Source organism: Paludibacterium flexuosum (genome assembly GCF_037076605.1).
Taxonomy (GTDB): Bacteria; Pseudomonadota; Gammaproteobacteria; order Burkholderiales; family Chromobacteriaceae; genus Paludibacterium.
Window position 1 is genome coordinate 1,606,478 of record NZ_AP029060.1, and the last position, 18,752, is coordinate 1,625,229.

General features: G+C 61.2%; 17 protein-coding genes. 4 read left to right on the forward strand and 13 right to left on the reverse strand.

Features of this window, described 5'->3' with window-relative positions:
• Window positions 1-22 precede the first annotated feature (22 nt).
• The 3 genes from AACH39_RS07580 to aguB form a co-directional block, all read right to left on the reverse strand.
• Entirely contained in the window at window positions 23-1,267 is a 1,245-nt protein-coding gene (locus tag AACH39_RS07580) for an ammonium transporter (protein WP_215781346.1), read from the reverse strand.
• Between the two features lie 218 nt (window positions 1,268-1,485).
• On the reverse strand, window positions 1,486-2,577 hold the full coding sequence (aguA, locus tag AACH39_RS07585; protein WP_252346171.1) for an agmatine deiminase: 1,092 nt from the start codon (window positions 2,575-2,577) through the stop codon (window positions 1,486-1,488).
• An 8-nt stretch (window positions 2,578-2,585) separates the two neighbouring features.
• On the reverse strand, window positions 2,586-3,476 hold the full coding sequence (gene aguB, locus AACH39_RS07590) for an N-carbamoylputrescine amidase (RefSeq protein WP_215781344.1): 891 nt from the start codon (window positions 3,474-3,476) through the stop codon (window positions 2,586-2,588).
• Between the two features lie 108 nt (window positions 3,477-3,584).
• Between aguB and AACH39_RS07595 the strand changes: the two genes are divergently transcribed.
• On the forward strand, window positions 3,585-4,523 hold the full coding sequence (locus tag AACH39_RS07595) for a LysR family transcriptional regulator (protein WP_338621216.1): 939 nt from the start codon (window positions 3,585-3,587) through the stop codon (window positions 4,521-4,523).
• A gap of 40 nt (window positions 4,524-4,563) precedes the next feature.
• On the opposite strand, the gene AACH39_RS07600 is transcribed toward AACH39_RS07595, so the two are convergent.
• The 3 genes from AACH39_RS07600 to AACH39_RS07610 form a co-directional block, all read right to left on the reverse strand.
• Window positions 4,564-4,959 carry a GNAT family N-acetyltransferase gene (locus tag AACH39_RS07600; protein WP_215781339.1) on the reverse strand — a complete coding sequence of 132 codons (396 nt, stop codon included), beginning with the start codon at window positions 4,957-4,959 and terminating at the stop codon, window positions 4,564-4,566.
• A gap of 165 nt (window positions 4,960-5,124) precedes the next feature.
• The gene (locus tag AACH39_RS07605; RefSeq protein WP_338621217.1) at window positions 5,125-5,526 is read right to left on the reverse strand and encodes a hypothetical protein; all 402 of its coding nucleotides are present in this window, start codon (window positions 5,524-5,526) and stop codon (window positions 5,125-5,127) included.
• Between the two features lie 60 nt (window positions 5,527-5,586).
• On the reverse strand, window positions 5,587-6,483 hold the full coding sequence (locus AACH39_RS07610; protein WP_215781335.1) for a LysR family transcriptional regulator: 897 nt from the start codon (window positions 6,481-6,483) through the stop codon (window positions 5,587-5,589).
• Between the two features lie 311 nt (window positions 6,484-6,794).
• Here AACH39_RS07610 and aceB point away from each other — a divergent pair, with 311 nt between their 5' ends.
• From aceB to AACH39_RS07625, 3 genes are all read left to right on the forward strand, one after another.
• Complete coding sequence (gene aceB / locus AACH39_RS07615) at window positions 6,795-8,390, forward strand: malate synthase A (protein ID WP_215781333.1); 1,596 nt, start codon at window positions 6,795-6,797, stop codon at window positions 8,388-8,390.
• Window positions 8,391-8,488: 98 nt separating this feature from the next.
• On the forward strand, window positions 8,489-9,181 hold the full coding sequence (locus AACH39_RS07620) for an SIMPL domain-containing protein (protein WP_338621218.1): 693 nt from the start codon (window positions 8,489-8,491) through the stop codon (window positions 9,179-9,181).
• Window positions 9,182-9,280: 99 nt separating this feature from the next.
• On the forward strand, window positions 9,281-9,892 hold the full coding sequence (locus AACH39_RS07625; protein ID WP_215781328.1) for a glutathione S-transferase: 612 nt from the start codon (window positions 9,281-9,283) through the stop codon (window positions 9,890-9,892).
• Window positions 9,893-10,038: 146 nt separating this feature from the next.
• On the opposite strand, the gene htpG is transcribed toward AACH39_RS07625, so the two are convergent.
• The 7 genes from htpG to AACH39_RS07660 all read right to left on the reverse strand — a co-directional run bounded on the left by htpG (window position 10,039) and on the right by AACH39_RS07660 (window position 18,630).
• On the reverse strand, window positions 10,039-11,937 hold the full coding sequence (htpG, locus tag AACH39_RS07630) for a molecular chaperone HtpG (RefSeq protein WP_338621219.1): 1,899 nt from the start codon (window positions 11,935-11,937) through the stop codon (window positions 10,039-10,041).
• Window positions 11,938-12,032: 95 nt separating this feature from the next.
• Window positions 12,033-12,488 carry a GNAT family N-acetyltransferase gene (locus AACH39_RS07635; protein WP_215781324.1) on the reverse strand — a complete coding sequence of 152 codons (456 nt, stop codon included), beginning with the start codon at window positions 12,486-12,488 and terminating at the stop codon, window positions 12,033-12,035.
• A gap of 153 nt (window positions 12,489-12,641) precedes the next feature.
• Window positions 12,642-13,580 carry a 4-hydroxy-3-methylbut-2-enyl diphosphate reductase gene (gene ispH / locus AACH39_RS07640; protein ID WP_215781321.1) on the reverse strand — a complete coding sequence of 313 codons (939 nt, stop codon included), beginning with the start codon at window positions 13,578-13,580 and terminating at the stop codon, window positions 12,642-12,644.
• 66 nt (window positions 13,581-13,646) lie between these two features.
• Entirely contained in the window at window positions 13,647-14,123 is a 477-nt protein-coding gene (lspA, locus tag AACH39_RS07645; protein ID WP_338621220.1) for a signal peptidase II, read from the reverse strand.
• Window positions 14,116-16,899 (reverse strand): isoleucine--tRNA ligase, encoded by a 2,784-nt coding sequence (gene ileS / locus AACH39_RS07650; protein WP_215781317.1) that lies wholly within the window; start codon window positions 16,897-16,899, stop codon window positions 14,116-14,118. Before ileS ends, lspA begins: the two co-directional genes overlap by 8 nt.
• Window positions 16,896-17,831, reverse strand: coding sequence for a bifunctional riboflavin kinase/FAD synthetase (locus AACH39_RS07655; RefSeq protein WP_215781315.1), 936 nt, complete (start codon window positions 17,829-17,831; stop codon window positions 16,896-16,898). The genes ileS and AACH39_RS07655 overlap by 4 nt, the downstream gene beginning before the upstream one ends.
• Before the next feature lie 145 nt (window positions 17,832-17,976).
• The gene (locus tag AACH39_RS07660; protein ID WP_215781313.1) at window positions 17,977-18,630 is read right to left on the reverse strand and encodes an OmpA family protein; all 654 of its coding nucleotides are present in this window, start codon (window positions 18,628-18,630) and stop codon (window positions 17,977-17,979) included.
• Window positions 18,631-18,752: the final 122 nt, after the last annotated feature.

Consider the following 18,752-nt stretch of genomic DNA (forward strand, 5'->3'; position numbering starts at 1 on the left):
TGAGCAGGCATGAGGCCCCGGATCACAGACCCTGGGTATAAGCCTCTTCACCGTGCAGGGCAGCATCCAGACCGGTTTCCTGGGTCTTCGGATCCACCTTGACGGCGGTAAAGCGGTCGATCACCCACAACATGCCGTAGGTGAAGACAAAGGCCCAGACACCGGAAACCACGGCGGCAACGATCTGCTTCCACAGGAAGGAAGCATCGCCCGACAGCAGACCATTGGCGCCGGCCGCATTCCAGGCCTTGTCGGCAAACACGCCCAGCAGGATGGTGCCCAGCAGACCGCCCACACCGTGTACGCCCCAGACGTCGAGCGCATCATCCCAGCCCAAACGATTCTTCACCATCACGGCCAGGTAGCAGACTACAGCGGCGATCACACCGATGAGTGCAGCGGAACCCAGCGAGATGTAACCGGCGGCCGGCGTGACCGTGGCCAGACCGGCGACGGCACCGGTCAGCAGACCGATCAGCTTGGGCTGCTTGGAGTGCGACCACTCGAGGAAGAACCAGGTGGTGCCGGCAAAGGAGGCCGCCACGTCGGTATTCAGGAAGGCCGAGCAGGTGACATAGTCAACCTTCAGCTCGGAACCGGCGTTGAAGCCATACCAGCCAAACCACAGCAGACCGGTACCCAGGGCGATCAGCGGCACATTGTGCGGCTTGTTTTCCACGTAGGCACGGCGACCGACATAGAGAATCGAGGCCAGGGCGGCGAAGCCAGCGGTGTTATGCACCACGATACCACCGGCGAAGTCGAGTACGCCCCACTGCGCCAGCAGGCCGTTCGGGCTCCACACCATGTGGACGAACGGGAAGTAGACGAAGATCAGCCAGGCGGTCAGGAACAGGAAGTAGGCTTTGACCGTCACGCGGTTGGCAAAAGCACCGGTGATCAGTGCCGGGGTGATGATGGCGAACATCATCTGATAGGCCACATGCACGATCAGTGGAATACCGGCATCGTTGCCGGCAAACATGGTGTGCAGCGTCACGCCGCGCATGAAGGCATAGTAGGTGGGGTCACCGATGATGCCGTGCCAGGTCGGACCGAAGCACATCGAGTAACCGAAGGCAAACCACAGCACCGTGGTCCAGCCCAGTGACATGAAACTCTGGGCCATGATGGTCAGCACGTTCTTGCGGCCGACCAGACCACCATAGAAGAAAGCCAAACCCGGTGTCATCAGCATCACCAGGCTGGAACACAATAGCATAAAGCCAGTATTTCCGACGTTAATCGGCATGATTGGGGTAGTCATGTAACGATTTCCTATTAGTACAAAAATGGGTATTTCTTATTGTGGCTGCATCGTGCGCCTGCTCCGCGCTACACTCGTTGCAATAGATCAAGTGAAGATCACAAGATCGTGATGTTGTTGATGACGTGTCCGGTTCACGACGCAATCCTGTCGGTAACCGACGCACAAATAAAAACGCGCCGTGGCCAAAAGGACACGGCGCGTCAGCAAGCAAGGACTCAGGCAGGGATTTGCTGAGTGATGCAGTGGATGTTGCCACCGCCGAGCAGCACCTCGCGGGCGGGGACGCCGACGATACGGTAGTCGGGGAAAATCCCCTGCAGCTGGCTGGCAGCCTGGGCATCGGTACGCTCATCCAGCAGAGGGAAGATGACCTGGCCATTGCTGATCAGGAAGTTGACATAGGAGGCGGCCATTCTCTCCCCTGCCAGCCGGGGTACGGCATCTCCCGTCTCGACACCGGCCACTTCCTGCGGCGTGTAGTACAGCGGCCCCGGAGCAATCATCTTGTGCACCCTGATCCGGCGTCCTTTGGCATCGACCGCCTTGCTCAGTACCGCATACGCGGCTTGCGACCGGGCATACTGCGGATCTTCCGGATCCTCCACCCAGTGCAGGATCACCTCACCCGGCCGGGCAAAGCAGCACATATTGTCGATGTGGCCGTCAGTCTCATCCATGAAGACCCCCTCCGGCAGCCAGATGAAGTGGCTGACGCCGAGGTACTGGCTCAGCAGGGCCTCGATCTGCGGCTGATCGAGATGCGGGTTGCGGTTGGGATGCAACAGGCACTCCGCCGTGGTCAGCAGGGTGCCTTCACCGTCGACGTGAATCGAACCACCCTCCAGCACCAGCGGCGCCTGATAGCCGGCGAAGCCATGCTGCGCCAGCACCTTGCCGGCAACATCGCTGTCCTGGTCCCAGGGATGATACAAACCGCCGTTCAGCCCGCCCCAGGCATTAAACTGCCAGTCCACGCCGCGCAGATCGCCGCCGGCATTCACCACCATCGTCGGACCGGTATCGCGCATCCAGCAATCATCGCTTTCCATCTCGACCAGCGTCACGGCTGCCGGCATCACCGCGCGGGCGGCCTGCATGCAGCGCGACGGCACCCCCATGAACACCGGGGTAGAGGCCGCGATGGCGGCGGCAATGGCCGCGAAGGTCCGCTGTGCCGGGACGCCCTGCTCGCGCCAGTTATCCGGGCGCTGCGGCCAGATCATCCAGACGGCCTGCTGGGGTGCCCATTCGGCAGGCATGGCAAACCCATCCTGCTGCGGCACACTGTTCATGACATGATGACTCATGGTTGACCTCACTCTGCCTGGTGAACACCATCGGATGTTTTCAGCACATCGTACATCTGCGGTCGGCGATCGCGGAACACACCCCAGGCCACACGGCGCTTTCTGATGGCATCCAGATCGAAGGTATGTACCAGCACACATTCGCTCGTTTTGTCGGCCTGCTTGACCAGTTCACCGGTCTCGTCGGCAATGAAGGACGAACCGTAGAAGGTCATTTGATAATCCGGATGCAGCACGCTGGCCTCGGTACCAATGCGGTTGGAAGCAATCACCGGCGTCAGATTGGCACCGGCATGACCTTGCTGGACACGGGTCCAGTGCGGCTGGCTGTCGATCTCCGGATAATCCGGCTCGCTGCCGATGGCGGTCGGGAAGAAGATCAGCTCGGCGCCCATCAGTGCCAGCGTGCGTGCGGTTTCCGGGAACCACTGATCCCAGCAGATGCCGACACCGATCCGGGCATAGCGGGTATCCCACACCTTGAAACCGCTGTCACCCGGGGTGAAGTACTGCTTTTCCTGATAGGCCGGGCCATTGGGAATGTGGGTCTTGCGATAGGTATCCAGCACCTTGCCGTCGGCATCGATGACCACCAGCGAATTGTAGTAGGCATTGTGGCAGCGTTCGAACCAGCTGATCGGCAGCACCACTTGCAGTTCGCGTGCCAGCTGGCTGAAATGGGCCACGATCCGGCTTTCGCCGACCGTGCTGGCCAGCGCGAAATGTTCGGGGTTCTGTTCGATGCAAAAGTACGGCGCTTCGAACAATTCTTGCAGCAGGATGACCTGCGCGCCCTGCGCAGCAGCCTGCCGCACCAGTTTTTCCGCATTGGCGATATTGGCACTGCTATCCCAGCTGCAAGCCATTTGTGTTGCGGCCACCGTCACCATCTTGACCATGATGCTCTCTCGCTTTCACTGAATGAATCATTGACAGCGCCAGTCTAGGGAGCGTCAAATCATTCATCAAATGAATAATATAGATGGCACCATCAATGAGGTGAATAAATGAAACTGCACCAACTGGATCTGAATCTGCTGCTGGCGCTGGATGCCCTGATCAGTCTGCGCAGTGTCACCCGAGCCGCAGAGAAACTGTTTGTCAGCCAGCCCGCCATGAGCCACTCGCTCAACCGGCTGCGCGATTTCTTCAACGACCCGTTGCTGGTCCGCACACCACAGGGCATGCAGCCCACCGAACGCGCACTCTATCTGCAGCGGGGGGTGCATCAGGTGCTGAGCCTGCTGGAAAACCATCTGAACCAGCCGGAGGCCTTTGACCCGCGCACCTCGCAGCGCCGCTTCACCATCAGCACGACCGACTATGTCGAGTGTGTTCTGATCCCCCCGCTGGTCCAGCGGCTGGCTGAAGAGGCCCCCGGCATCCATCTGGATATCCAGATCCTGCGCGAAGAGATTCCGGAGAGCGCGCTGGCGAATGGGGAGATCGACCTACTGCTGGGGTTTGACGAGTACATGGCGATCCCGGGCTATCTGTGCCGTGAGACCTGGCTGACCGAACCGCTGAGCGGACTGGTCAGCCAGCAGCATGCTCGTGTCGGCGATACCCTGACGCTGGCACAGAGCATCGAACTGCCACATGTGTTTCATTCCCCCCTCGGACACCGCGGCTCGCCCCTGGACGACTACCTGGCCGAGCGCGGCCTGCAGCGGCGCATTTCGGTGCAAAGTCAGAGTTATATGTCTGCGGCGGCGATTGTCAGCCACACCGATCATCTGTTCATCCTGCCGCAGCGGGTGGCGGCCATGATGGCCGGCTTCTGGCCGCTGCGAATGGTCGAGCTGCCACAGGATTTCCCGGTGTATCACTTGAACTGTGTCTGGCACCCGGTGCAGGACAAGCAACCCGGGCTGTGCTGGCTGCGAAACTTGATGCGCCAGTTGATCCAGCAGCCGGCACCCGCCGCTTTTCACGGTGCAAGCTGAAACACCAGAACAAGCGGCCCGCAGTTGCGGGCCGTTGTCATCACGATAGCGTCTTGCGCATGAAGTGGTTTTCACCCAGATCCGGGCCCGGCTCGGGCAGGAAGCCCCAGCGAGCAAAGAACGGTTGTGATTCACGGCAAACCAGCGCAGTCAGGGTACGCAGGCCATGGCTGGCGGCATGGCGATGAACCCGCTCCATCAGCAGGGTGCCGATACCCCGGCCCTGCCAGCTTTCACGCACGAAGAAGTGGTCGATCACCCCTTCGCCATCCAGGTTGGCATAGCCAATCACCTGATCACCGTACTCGACGACGAACGGCTCGCTGACGCGCAGTCTGGCCAGCCATTGCTGCTCGGTTTGCCCGGTCTTGCCCAGGCGCTGATAAAGGTCCCAGAGCTTGGGTTCCTCTCCGGGTTGGTAGGGTCGCAAACGCATGATGAATCCTCGATGAGCCTAAAATTTTGATTGCACTCAGTCTACGCGCGCGACAACCGGCACGACTTGACTTAATGCAAATAATGCATCGACCAATTCGTCATAAGAATAGTTTCATGCGCTGCAAAAGACAATTCACCCACCAAGGCCCGTCAGGCGACAGATTTACAGCGGCAACTGGTCGATCAGCCGTCGTACCGCCTCCTCCATATCCACGTCTCCGTCCAGATCCTGCCGACCTTGCCAGCCTGGCTGGGTATGGCTGTCGGCACGCAGGACCAGGACCGGAATGCGCACAACGCGCGAAACCGGCGGCGCCCAGTACGGTCCGTAGGCAGGCCCGGGTTCGGTGATGATCTGCTGCCGCTCCTCCAGCCTGAAACACAGCAGGTAGTCACTGCCCTGCTTCACCTCGCGCCAGCCATGCAGATCCAGTCGCATGCGAATATTGTCTGCCAGACCGGGCGGTGCATTGTCCGGCAGACAGTCGAGCCGGTAGCCCGGTTCGGCGGCAAAGATCCGGCCGGCCAGCAAGGCCAGCACGACAAATAGTGCATATCGTTTCAAACGCTCACTCCTTGTAGAGATGGATGTCGCGGCGGACGGCCCGCCGACCAGCCGGCAGACTTAATCCCAGTAGCCGGTCCGGGCATAGACAGCTTTGAGATAGTCGATGAAATGGCGCACCCGCTGGGGCAGAAACTTGCGTTGCGGCACCACGGCATACACCGGGTAATCCGGTGAAGAAAAATGATCCAGCACACTGACCAGACGTCCCTCCGACAGGTCATCCTTGACCTCCCACAGCGAACGCCAGGCCAGCCCTCGCCCCTGCAGCGCCCAGTCATGCAGGACCGCACCATCGTTGCACTCCAGCATGCCGGAAACGCGCAGGTTGATCATTTCGCCCTCGACCACGAAGCGCCAGCCACGGCTCTGACTCTCGCCCAGCGTCAGGCAGGCATGCCGTGACAGATCCTCCAGAGAGCGCGGAATACCATGCTGAGCCAGATAGGCCGGCGCGGCCACCACCACGCGGCGGTTCTGCGCCAGCCGCAGCGCCACCAGACTGGAGTCGGACAGATCGCTGATGCGGATGGCACAGTCGATGGGGTCACGCAACAGGTCGACGATTCTATCGGAAAGATCCAGCGTCAGCTTGATGTCGGGGTTGGCCTGCTGAAACGCCGCGGCATGGGGTGCCACATGACGGCGTCCAAAGCCGGCCGGGGCGCTGATGCGCAGATGGCCGCGCGCCCGGGCACTGCCGGAGGCCACGGCCGCCTCGGCCTCGTTCAACTCGGCGAGGATGCGCAGGCAATCCTCGTAAAAAGCACTCCCCTCCTGGGTCAGCGACAGGCTGCGGGTCGTGCGTACCAGCAGGCGCGCCCCCAGCCGCTCTTCCAGCGCATCCAGCCGGCGCCCCATCACAGCAGGCACCACGCCCTCACTGCGCGCTGCGGCCGACAGGCTGCCGTGCTTGACCACCGCCACAAAACTTTCCAGCTGCTTGAGATTATCCATCGCACTCACTGCCTGTCTGACGGGTTGGCGTTTGTACCGGACGGATCAATGATGAGGAACTCATCACTCAGGAGTCATGATCATGGTTGCCGCATTATTGCTCCTCCTCTGCCTGGCCGATTCGCCGGCACAGGATCCGGCCACCGCCCCCTGGCCGGATTTCGAGCTGGAGATCAATCAGATTCCCTGAGTCGCCCGGTCCATTACCTACCAAAAAGTAAAAGATGTTATGTCATTTTAGGTCTTTTTAACTCATGTTGTCGTCACTAAACTGTTTGGCATAATCAGTACACACACGGGGAAGAAACATCATGTCGATTCAATTGCCGCAGGGTGTCGCCATCAGCGCACCCATCCTGGACGAGTTCGAAACCATCCTGAGCGAAGACGCGCTCGCTCTGGTCGCCGCCCTGCACCGTCAGTTCGAGCCGCGACGCCGCGAGTTGATGGCCGCGCGTGTGACTCGCCAGGCCGAGCTGGACGCGGGCCGCCTGCCGGACTTCCTGCCGGAAACGGCCGCCGTGCGTGCCGGGGACTGGAAAATTGCGCCGCTGCCCAAGGACCTGCTGGATCGTCGCGCGGAAATCACCGGTCCGGTCGAGCGCAAGATGATGATCAATGCGCTCAATTCGGGCGCCAAGAGCTTCATGGCCGACTTCGAAGATTCGAACTGCCCGAGCTGGGAAAACCAGATCCGCGGCCAGATCAATGTGCGTGATGCCTATCGCAAGACCATTGCCTGGACCAGCCCGGAAGGCAAGGCCTATCGCCTCAACGACACGATCGCGACGCTGATCCTGCGGCCGCGCGGCTGGCATCTGATGGAAAAGCACGTCACGGTGGATGGTCAGCAGGTGAGCGGGGCGATCTTCGACTTTGCCCTGTCCTTCTTCCACAACATTCACTACCTGACAGCCAACGGCTCGGCCACGTACTACTATCTGCCGAAGATGGAGAGCCATCTGGAAGCCCGTCTGTGGAACGACATCTTTGTCGTGGCGCAGAAGGCCCTCGGCGTCCCGCAAGGCACCATCAAGGCCACGGTGCTGATCGAAACCATCCTGGCCGCCTTCGAGATGGATGAAATCCTGTATGAGCTGCGCGAACACAGTTCGGGGCTGAATGCCGGACGCTGGGACTACATTTTCAGCTGCATCAAGAAGTTCAAGAACAATCGCGACTTCTGCCTGGCCAACCGCGGTCAGATCACCATGACCGTGCCGTTCATGCGGGCCTACAGCCTGTTGCTGCTCAAGACCTGCCATCGCCGCAACGCGCCGGCCATCGGGGGCATGGCGGCGCTGATTCCGATCAAGAATGATCCGGTGGCCAATGAAAAGGCCCTGGCGGGGGTGAAGGCGGACAAAGACCGGGATGCCAGTGACGGCTACGATGGTGGCTGGATTGCCCACCCGGGTCTGGTACCGATCGCGCTGGAGGCCTTCACCGCAGTATTGGGGGATCGCCCGAACCAGATCGACAAGCAACGTCCGGACGTCGAGGTCAGCGCGGCCGACCTGATCAACTTCCAGCCGGAAACCCCGATTACCGAGGCCGGCCTGCGCATGAACATCAATGTCGGCATCCAGTATCTGGGCTCGTGGATTTCCGGCAATGGTTGCGTGCCGATTCACAACCTGATGGAAGACGCGGCCACCGCCGAGATCTCGCGTTCGCAGATCTGGCAGTGGATCCGCTCGCCCAAGGGGGTTCTGGAGGATGGCCGCAAGGTGACGGTCGAACTGTTCCGCCAGCTGCAGGCTGATGAAGTGGCCAAACTCAAGAGCGAATACGGTAGCCGCTGGACACGCCAGTACGAAGATGCGGTCAATATGTTCGACATGCTGACCACCTCGGACAACTTCGTCGAATTCCTGACCCTGCCGGGCTACGAATACCTGGCTTGATCCGCCGCACACCATGCAGTTAAATTAAGGACGGGATCGAATGAACGATCCCGTCATTTTTTTGTCCATGCAGTTTATTCCTGTCATTGCGAGAGACCATGAAACCCATGCATGCCCTGATTGGCGGAACCCTGCTGCTGGCGGCCACCCTGCCGGCACTGGCCGAGGACAATACCACCCAGCTCGAGCTGACGGCGTCCAGCCAGCGCGAAGTCGCCAACGACCAGCTGGATGTCACGCTGTACGTGCAGGAAAGCCAGGCCCAGCCGGCGGCTCTCGCCGACAGCCTGAACCGCAAGACCGCCGCCGCCATGGCGGTGGCGCGCAGCTATGGCGCCGTTCAGGCCAGCAGCGGCAACTACAGCACCTGGCCGCAGTACGACAAGAACAACCAGATCAAGGGCTGGCAAGGCCGGTCGGAGATCCATCTGCGTAGCGGCGACTTCGTACAGACTGCCCAGCTGGTGGCACGCCTGCAGCAATCCATGCTGCTGGGCAATGTCGATTTCAGTGTCTCGGAACAGGCACGCAAGCGCATCGAGCAGCAAATGCTGCCCGAGGCCATCGCCCAGTTGCAGGCGACGGCCAAAGTCGCCGCCGGTGCGCTGGGCAAGAGCCAAGTCAGCGTGCGAGAGCTGAGCATCGGTAATAATGGCAACGCCCCGCGTCCGATGATGGCCATGATGGCCAAGCGTGCCAATATCGGCCCCGAATCCGTCGCCGCCCCGGACTGGCAGGCAGGGACGTCCATGCTGCAATTGCAGGTCAGCGGCAAGCTGGATTTGAAGTAAGCCGAGAGGCGGGCTCTTCCGGAGCAGCGGCGCATGCGCTAAAGTGATGGCCACGCTCCGCTACTCCAGACGGATCACCAACCCGGTTTGAACCATCCTATGAAACTGATTGCTTCGCTCACCAGCCCCTACGCCCGCAAGGTGCGCATCGTTCTGGCAGAAAAGAAAATCGACTGTCCCCTGGAAGTCGACATCCCCTGGGAGGCCGACAGCAAGGTCCCGGACTACAACCCGCTGGGCAAAGTACCGGTGCTGGAGCTGGATGACGGCATGGCGCTGTATGACTCCCGCGTCATCGTCGAGTACCTGGATAATGTCTCGCCGGTTCAGCGCCTGCTGCCGGACGGTCATCGTCAGCTGATCCTGGCCAAGCGCTGGGAAGCACTGGCCGATGGCATCATCGATGCCGCTGTGACGGTCTTCCTGGAGCAAAAACGCCCGGCAGCCCAGCAGAGCCCGGAATGGATCGAACGCCAGTACGGCAAGATTGCCCGTGGTCTGCAGGCGCTGTCGACCGATCTGGGTGAACGTCCCTGGTGCCATGGCGATGGCTATAGCCTGGCCGATATTGCCGTCGGCTGCTGCCTGGCCTACCTGGCCTTCCGTTTCCCGCAGATCAGCTGGAAACAGGACTACCCCAATCTGGATGCCCTGCACCAGAAGCTGGAAGCCCGCCAGTCCTTCATCGACACCCAGCCCCCGACGGTCTGAACCATCATTGCCCGACAACGTCGGCCCGCAACAGACAGAGACGACGCCTTCGGCGTCGTCTTTTTTTGGTCCGTTCCCGGCGCAAAAAAAGTGCCCCCTGAATTCAGGGGGCACAGGGGGACGTCTTGTCGAGGTCCTTGGGGTAATCAGGCAGACAACTCCAGCATCAGCCGGTTGATGCGCTTGACGAAGCTGGCCGGATCGTCCAGCTTGCCGCCTTCGGCCAGCAGCGCCTGGTCGTACAGCACATGCGCCAGATCGGCGGCACGCGCCTCATCCTGCTCGGCATTCAGCCGCTGCACCAGCATGTGCTCCGGGTTGATCTCCAGCACCGGCTTGTTCTCCGGTACATTCTGGCCAACCGACTTCAGCAAACGCTCCAGGTGGGCGCTCATGTCATGCTCGCCAACCACCAGGCAGGCCGGGCTGTCGGTCAGACGTGCGGTGGCACGGACTTCCCTGACCTTGTCGCCCAGCGCGGCGGTAATGCGGCCCAGCACCGGTTTGGCGCTCTCTTCGGCCTTCTGCTGTGCGGCCTTGTCGGCATCATCTTCCAGCGCGCCAAGGTCGAGTTCGCCCTTGGCGACCGACTGCAGCTTCTTGCCTTCGAATTCATGCAGATTGCTGCTGACCCACTCATCCACACGATCCGCCAGCAGCAGGACTTCAATACCCTTCTTGCGGAACACTTCGAGGTGCGGGCTGTTCCTGGCGGCAGCCAGGCTTTCAGCGGTAATGAAGTAGATCTTCTCCTGACCTTCCTTCATGCGGCCTACGTAGTCCGCCAGCGAAACACTGGCGGTATCGCCCTCGCTGGCCGTGGAGTGGAAGCGCAGCAGCTTGGCCAGACGATCCTTGTTGGCAAAATCTTCGCCCACGCCCTCTTTCAGCACCTGGCCGAATTCCTGCCAGAAGCTGGCATATTTAACGGCGTCGTTCTGCGCCAGGTCTTCCAGCATGCCGAGCACCTTCTTGACGCAGCCGGCACGAATGGCGTCGATATCACGCGACTGCTGGAGGATTTCCCGCGACACATTGAGCGGCAGATCGCTGGAGTCGATCACCCCGCGCACGAAGCGCAGGTAATGCGGCATCAGCTTTTCGGTATCTTCCATGATGAACACACGGCGCACATACAGCTTCACACCCTGCTTGCGCTCGCGGTCATACAGGTCAAACGGAGCCCGTGACGGGATGTAGAGCAGCTCGGTGTATTCCTGACGGCCTTCGACCCGGGCGTGGCTCCAGGCCAGCGGGTCGGTGAAATCATGGGCAATGTGCTTGTAAAACTCTTTGTATTGCTCGTCGCTGATCTCGCTCTTGGCGCGTGCCCACAGGGCGGAAGCCTGATTGACCGCCTCGAAGGCCGGTTCGGCGGCTTCGGCCCCCTCTTCGGCTTCGCTGACGGTTTTCATCTCAATCGGCAGCGAGATGTGATCGGAGTAGGTGCGCACGATATGACGCAGGCGCCAGTCGTTGAGGAACTCGTCCTCACCCTCCTTCAGATGCAGCACCACCTCGGTACCGCGCGCGGTGCGCTCGATGGTTTCCAGTGTGTAATCGCCCTGGCCGGTGGACTCCCAGCGAACGCCTTCGCCACTGGCGGCACCTGCGCGCCGGGTGCTGAGCGTGACCTTGTCCGCCACGATGAAAGCCGAATAGAAGCCGACGCCGAACTGGCCGATCAGATTGGCATCCTTTTGCGCATCGCCGGTCAGGGCATCGAAGAACTTGCGCGTGCCGGAGCGGGCAATGGTGCCAATGTTTTCGATCACTTCATCACGGCTCATACCGATACCGTTGTCGGTAATGGTCAGGGTACGGGCAGCCGGGTCGAAGGTAACGCGAATCTTCAGCTCGCCATCGTCTTCCAGCAGCTCTGGATGGCTCATCGACTCGAAGCGCAGCTTGTCGGCGGCATCGGAGGCATTGGAGATGAGTTCTCGCAGGAAGATCTCCTTGTTGGAATACAAGGAGTGGATCATCAGATGGAGCAGTTGCTTGACTTCAGTCTGAAAGCCCAGGGTTTCTTTCTGTGCGCTCATATCGGTTATTCAGGGTTGGTCAACGATAGAGCGCAGATAGGGGCGTGCGGGCGGGTTTTCAATAGGGAGCCGGACGGCTCCCCGTCAGCAGGCCATCAGTCGGGGCGGTAAAGAATGTGGTAGGTCTTGCCGGTCCAGCCATAGCGATGGCGCCGCTCCAGCAGAAAGGGCGGTACGATGTCGTCGCTGCACGGGATGAAGCCTTGCGCAGCAAACAGGGGAATCAGCGTACTCTGGGTCAGGCAGTAACAGGGGTCGGTCAGATAGCCGGTGGCCGCCGCCAGCAGCTGGCGGCCAATGCCGCGACCGCGCCAGTGTTTGCCGATATACAGGCCGCGCAGCAGGGTATAGCCCTGCTCTTTCACCAGTCGCACCACCCCGACGGTTTCATGCCCCATGATGGCCAGCAGGAGGAAATCGGAGGCCTGATAACGGCCATCGTAGCCACCCTCGTCGTACAGTCGCACGACCGAGGCAAACTCATAAGGCGAGGCCTGACGGATGATCAAGGATTCAGACGGGCTGACGTGATAGGAGGCTGGGCTTGGCATTGCATTATTCCGCGAGAGTGTCTGGCCCCCGAAGGGGATTGTTCAACAATATACGGGTAGTGATCACATCATGCCTTCAGGCGAGAAATAGCACAACATGAAGACAATCAAGCCCGGCCGGGGCCGGGCTTGATGAATGCCGAAACGGAATGCTCAGGACTGGGCGACGCGCAGCCCAGGCGGCAAAGCGAAGGTGGTGTGCTCCTCGACACCGGGCAGCTCGGCGACCTCGCTGGCGCCCAGCTCGCGGATGCGCTCAATGACCGCCTGAACCAGCACCTCCGGTGCAGAAGCACCAGCCGTCACACCAATGCGCTGCTTGCCCGCGAACCAGCTTTCCTGCAACTGGGAGGCATTGTCCACCATCCAGGCATCCACCCCCTTGAGGGCGGCCACTTCACGCAGGCGATTGGAGTTGGAGCTGTTGGGCGAACCGACCACGATCACCAGATCACAGCTGTCCGCCAGGCTCTTGACCGCATCCTGCCGGTTCTGCGTGGCATAGCAGATATCATCCTTCTTCGGGCTGGCAATGGCAGGGAAACGGGCCTGCAGGGCGGCAATGATGTCGCGGGTTTCATCCACCGACAGTGTGGTCTGCGAGACGAAGGCCAGCTGTTCCGGGTTGTTCACCACCAGCTTGCCGACATCCTCCAGGCTCTCCACCAGATACATGCGATCCTCGACCTGGCCCATGGTGCCCTCCACCTCCGGATGACCGGCGTGACCGATCATGATGATCTCCATACCGGCCTTGTGCATGCGCTTGACCTCGACATGGACCTTGGTCACCAGCGGGCAGGTGGCATCGTAAACCTGCAGCCCGCGAGCCTCGGCCTGTTGCCGCACCGACTGCGGCACGCCATGCGCCGAGTAGATCAGAATGGCCCCCTGCGGCACATCGTCCAGCGCCTCGATGAAGATGGCCCCCTTGTCGCGCAGCTGCTCCACCACAAAGCGGTTGTGCACCACTTCATGGCGCACGTAGATCGGTGCGCCATACAGCTCGATGGCGCGCTCGACAATGGCAATGGCCCGATCGACCCCGGCGCAGAAGCCGCGCGGGTTGGCCAGCATGATGGTCTTGTTCATCGGGTCTTGTCCTTCAGGTAAACGGAGAAAACGGCCAGTCCGGTTCGCCGGGGCGAACCGGCAGGATCAGCGGGCCGGCTTTTTCAGGCTGTCGAGCACCATCAGCGCCGCACCGACGCAAATGAAGGAGTCCGCCAGATTGAAGGCCGGATAGTACCAGTGACGATAGTAAATCTGGATGAAGTCGACCACATGGCCGTAGACCATGCGATCGATCACATTCCCCAGTGCCCCGCCCATGATGAAGGCGGCGGCCCAGCGCATCAGACAGGAGAAACGCCCCTGCAAGAGGTTCCAGCCCAGCCAGCCGGACACGGCAAAGGCCAGCACGCTGAACAAATGCTTTTGCCAGCCGCCGGCATCGGCCAGAAAGCTGAAGGCCGCACCGGGATTGTAGATCAGCGTGAAGCTGAACAAGCCCGGGATCACCGCACGGCTCTCACCGTATTGGTAGGTCCCGTTGAAATACAGCTTGGCCAGCTGATCGAGCACAATGATCAGCAGGGCCATGGCGAACCATGGCCAGCGACGAAACTCATGCATGCTGCCGGCCCTCGCCCTGCCCCGCCAGATTGCTGACGCAGCGACCGCACAGGGTGGGGTGCTCGCCATGGCTGCCGACATCGGCACGATAGTGCCAGCAGCGCTCGCACTTGCCATGGGTGGACGGCGTCACGCGGATACGCGTGGCATCGCCCTGGCTGACACCGACGCGCGACACGATCAGCACGTACTTCAGGTCGTCGCCCAGGCTGGCCAGGAGCGGGAACAGGCTGTCGTCGGCTTCGATATCGATTTCGGCCTGCAGCGAGGAGCCCAGCTGCTCACCGGCACGCAGCACTTCGATCTCCTTGTTCACTTCGGCGCGCAGGTTGCGGATCACCTGCCACTTGGCCGCCAGCGCAGCCTCGGTCTCGGCGTCCGGCAACGGGAACTCGTGCCAGGTGTGGAACAGGGTCGAGTCTTCCTCGTTACCGGTAAAGACTTCCCAGGCCTCGTCGGCGGTAAAGCACAGCACCGGCGACAGCAGCAACAGCAGCGAGCGGGTGATGTGATACAGCGCCGTCTGGGCCGAGCGACGAGCCGGCGAATCGGCGGCCGTGGTATACAGACGGTCTTTCAGCACGTCGAGGTAGAAGGCGCCCAGATCTTCGGCGCAATAGACCACGATCTCCTGCATGGCATGGTGGAAGGCATAGCGGGCGTAATGCTCGCCGGCAACCTTCTCCTGCAGTTCCTTGGCCATCACCAGTGCGTAGCGGTCCAGCTCCAGCATGCGTTCGAACGGCACGGCGTGGTCGATCGGATCGAAGTCGGACAGGTTGGCCAGCAGGAAGCGCAGGGTATTGCGCAGGCGGCGGTAGCTTTCCGTGGTGCGCTTGAGAATCTCCTGCGACAGGGCCATGTCGCCGGAATAGTCGGCACTGGCAATCCACAGACGCAGGATGTCGGCGCCCAGGGAGCTGCAGATTTCTTCCGGCGCAATGCCGTTGCCGCGCGACTTGGACATCTTGTAGCCCTTGTCGTCGACGGTGAAGCCATGGGTCAGCAGCTGCTTGTACGGCGCACGACCGATGGTGGCGCAACCGGTCTTGAGCGAAGACTGGAACCAGCCGCGATGCTGGTCCGAGCCTTCCAGATACAGGTCGGCGGGCCAGGCGAGCTCGGGGCGCTGCTTGAGCACGGCAAAGTGCGTCGAACCGGAGTCAAACCAGACGTCCAGCGTGTCGCTGAGCTTGCGATACTGGTCGGCCTCTTCACCCAGCAGCTCGCGTGCATCCAGGCTGAACCAGGCCTCGATACCCTGCTGCTCGATGCGCAGCGCCACCTCTTCCAGCAGCTGGGCCGAACGCGGATGCAGCTCGCCACTTTCCTTGTGCACGAAGAAGGTCATCGGCACGCCCCAGTTACGCTGACGCGAGACACACCAGTCCGGGCTGTTCTTGATCATGGCGTCCAGCCGTGCGCGGCCCCAGGCCGGGAAGAACTCGGTGGCATCGACCGCACGCTGGCTGATGTCGCGCAGGGTTTCGCCGCCGTGGCCGGGGCGGTCCATGCTGATGAACCATTGCGGCGTGGCACGGAAGATGATCGGCGTCTTGTGGCGCCAGCAGTGCGGGTAGCTGTGCGACAGCTTGGCCTGATGGATCAGTGCGCCGCGCTCGGCCAGCACTTCGATGACCTTCGGGTTGGCATCCCACACCAGCAGACCGGCAAACAGCTCGGTGGTCGACTTATAGCGGCCATCGTCGGCCACCGGGTTGTCGATGCCCAGCTTGTAAGCCTGACCGACGATATAGTCATCCAGACCATGCGCCGGGGCGGTATGTACCAGACCGGTACCCGCCTCGGTGGTCACGTGGTTGCCGCAAATCACCGGCACCTGACGGTCATAGAACGGGTGCTGCAGGGGCAGCAGCTCAAGCGCCTCGCCCTGTGCCTCGCCCAGCACGCGGTGGCTGTCGACGCCATAGCGCTGCAGCGTGGACTCGGCCAGCTCCTTGGCCAGGATCAGCAAGCCCTTCGGGGTATCCAGCAACTGGTAGGTGAGCGTGGGATTGACCGACACCGCCAGGTTGGCCGGCAAGGTCCACGGCGTGGTGGTCCAGATGACGGCCATGGCCTGTCCGACCGGGGCGTTCAGGCCGAAAATGCTGGCCAGCCTGTCGCTGTCCAGTACCTTGAAACCGACATCAATGGCCGGCGAGACCTTGTCTTCGTACTCGACCTCGGCTTCGGCCAGCGACGAGCCGCACTCGATACACCAGTGCACCGGCTTCTCGCCCTTGTTGAGGAAGCCGTTGTCGTGAATCTTGCCCAGGGTGCGCACGATGTCGGCTTCGGTCTTGAAGTCCATCGTCAGGTAGGGATTCTCCCAGTCACCGAGGATGCCCAGGCGGATGAAGCCCTTCTTCTGGCGCGCCACCTGCTCCTTGGCGTACTCGCGGCACAGTTCGCGGAACTTGGCGGCCGGGATGGCCTTGCCATGCAGCTTTTCCACCATCAGTTCGATCGGCAGGCCGTGGCAGTCCCAGCCGGGCACATAGGGGGCGTCGAAACCGGCCAGGGTACGTGAACGGATGATCAGGTCCTTGAGCACCTTGTTGACCGCATGCCCCAGGTGAATGTCATTGTTGGCATAGGGAGGGCCGTCATGCAGGATGAACTTCGGCCGGCCGGCACACAGCTGGCGCAGCTTTTCATAACGGCGGCTGTCCTGCCAGCGCTTGACCCAGGCCGGCTCGCGTTTGGCCAGGTCACCACGCATGGCAAAGGGGGTGTCCAGAAGATTGACGGTTTTACGGTAATCGATGCTCATGCCTGCTCTCGTTGCAAACTGGTCAAATAGGCTTTGGCACTGCTGGCATCCCGTTCAATCTGGGCCACCAGTGCGGAAAGATCGTCATAGCGCGCTTCATCGCGCAATTTTTTCAGAAAACGTACCACGATGCGGCGACCATACAGATCACCGCTGAAATCAAACAGATGGACTTCCAGCTTGTAGTTCTGGCTGGTGGTCACCGTCGGGTTCTTGCCCAGACTGGCCACCCCGCCCAGGCGCCCGGCTTCGGTCTCCACCTCGACCACGAACACGCCTTCCAGGGCTGGGCGGCGATGCGGCAAATGCACGTTGGCGGTCGGAAAACCAATGGTACGCCCCAGCTTCTTGCCGTGGATCACCCGGCCGGACAGCTGGTAAGGATGTCCCAGCAGGGCCTCGGCGCCGGTCAGGTCACCGGCGGCCAGGCGCTGCCTGACCAGCGAGCTGGAGGCACGCTCCCCCTCCACCAGCACCGAGGGCATCGCCTCGGTGACCAGGCCCGGGGTCGACGACAGCAGGGCAAAATCGCCGCGCCGATCGGCACCGAACTGGAAATCGTCGCCAATCAGCAGATAACGCGCCTTGAGTTGCTCGTGCAGCACATGCTGAACGAAGTCCTGCGCCGGCATGCGCGAAAACCCGTGATTGAAGCGGAATACGAACACATAGTCGAGCAAACCCAGCTCACGCAGACGGCGCAGCTTGTCGCGCATGGTCGACAGGCGCGCGGTCGGCTCGCCACGGGCAAAAAATTCGCGCGGGTGCGGTTCAAACGTCAGGAGCGCCGTGGGCAGATGACGGGCATCGGCCTCAAGGCGCAGGCGTTGCAGCATCTTCTGATGCCCATGGTGCACACCGTCGAAATTGCCGATGGTCAACGCACATGGCGACAGGGAGAAGCGTCGCGGATCTCCGAAAAATACCTGCATGTGCGGGCTCTGATTGCATACCGAAACGTCCGATTGTAGCCGCCAGTACTAGCGAGCGTCCAGCCACGAACCCTGGCATGGTGCAACAAAAAACAAAACCGCCGGCCACAGGGTGGCAGGCGGTTCGGACAAAACCGGGCAGTGCTTACTTGCCGACGGTTTGTACGGTGTCGATCACCAGTTCAACGCGACGGTCAGCTTCCAGGCATTCCTTCAGCGCGGCAGAAGCGCGATGACCCTTCTTGTACTTGAACTTGGTCGAGCACTCTTCGGTCATCGAGGCGTTGGCCGGGCCTTGGCCGACGGCAACAACCTTGTCGGTCGGCACGCCACCGGCTACGAAGTAGTCCTTGACGGCGTCAGCACGCTTTTGCGACAGGGTCAGGTTGTACTTTTCCGAGCCCAGGAAGTCGGTGTAACCATTGACGGCAACACCCTTCAGGTTGGCATCGCCCTTCAGGCGGTTAACCAGCGGGTCCAGAACATCCTTGGCTTCCGGACGCAGCACGGCCTTGTCGAAGGCGAACAGCACCTTGGCGGACAGGGTCACCTTTTCATGGGTCACGGCAGGCGCAGCAGCCGGAGCAGCAGCTACGGCAGCAGCCGGAGCCTTGTCGCCGCACTCAACCAGGCCTTCGGTAGCCTTGTCGAAGTAGTTGGTGTGCCAGCATTCGTTGTAGCTGTTGCGGGCAACGGCATCGGTCGATTGGTCAACGGCATAGCCCGGCTTGGCAGCGAAGGCGCTTGCAGAAACCAGCAGAGCAGCGACCAGCGCGCTCAGTTTCAGCTGTTTAGTCATGTTTTTCCCTCTTTCTTATCTGAATTACAGGCCCATGCGTGAGGTACAGGGACCCACAAGGTAAAGCTTGGCTGCAAACAACAGGCTCTTGCTTTCGGCTGTGTTTGTGCAGTTAATCGGCA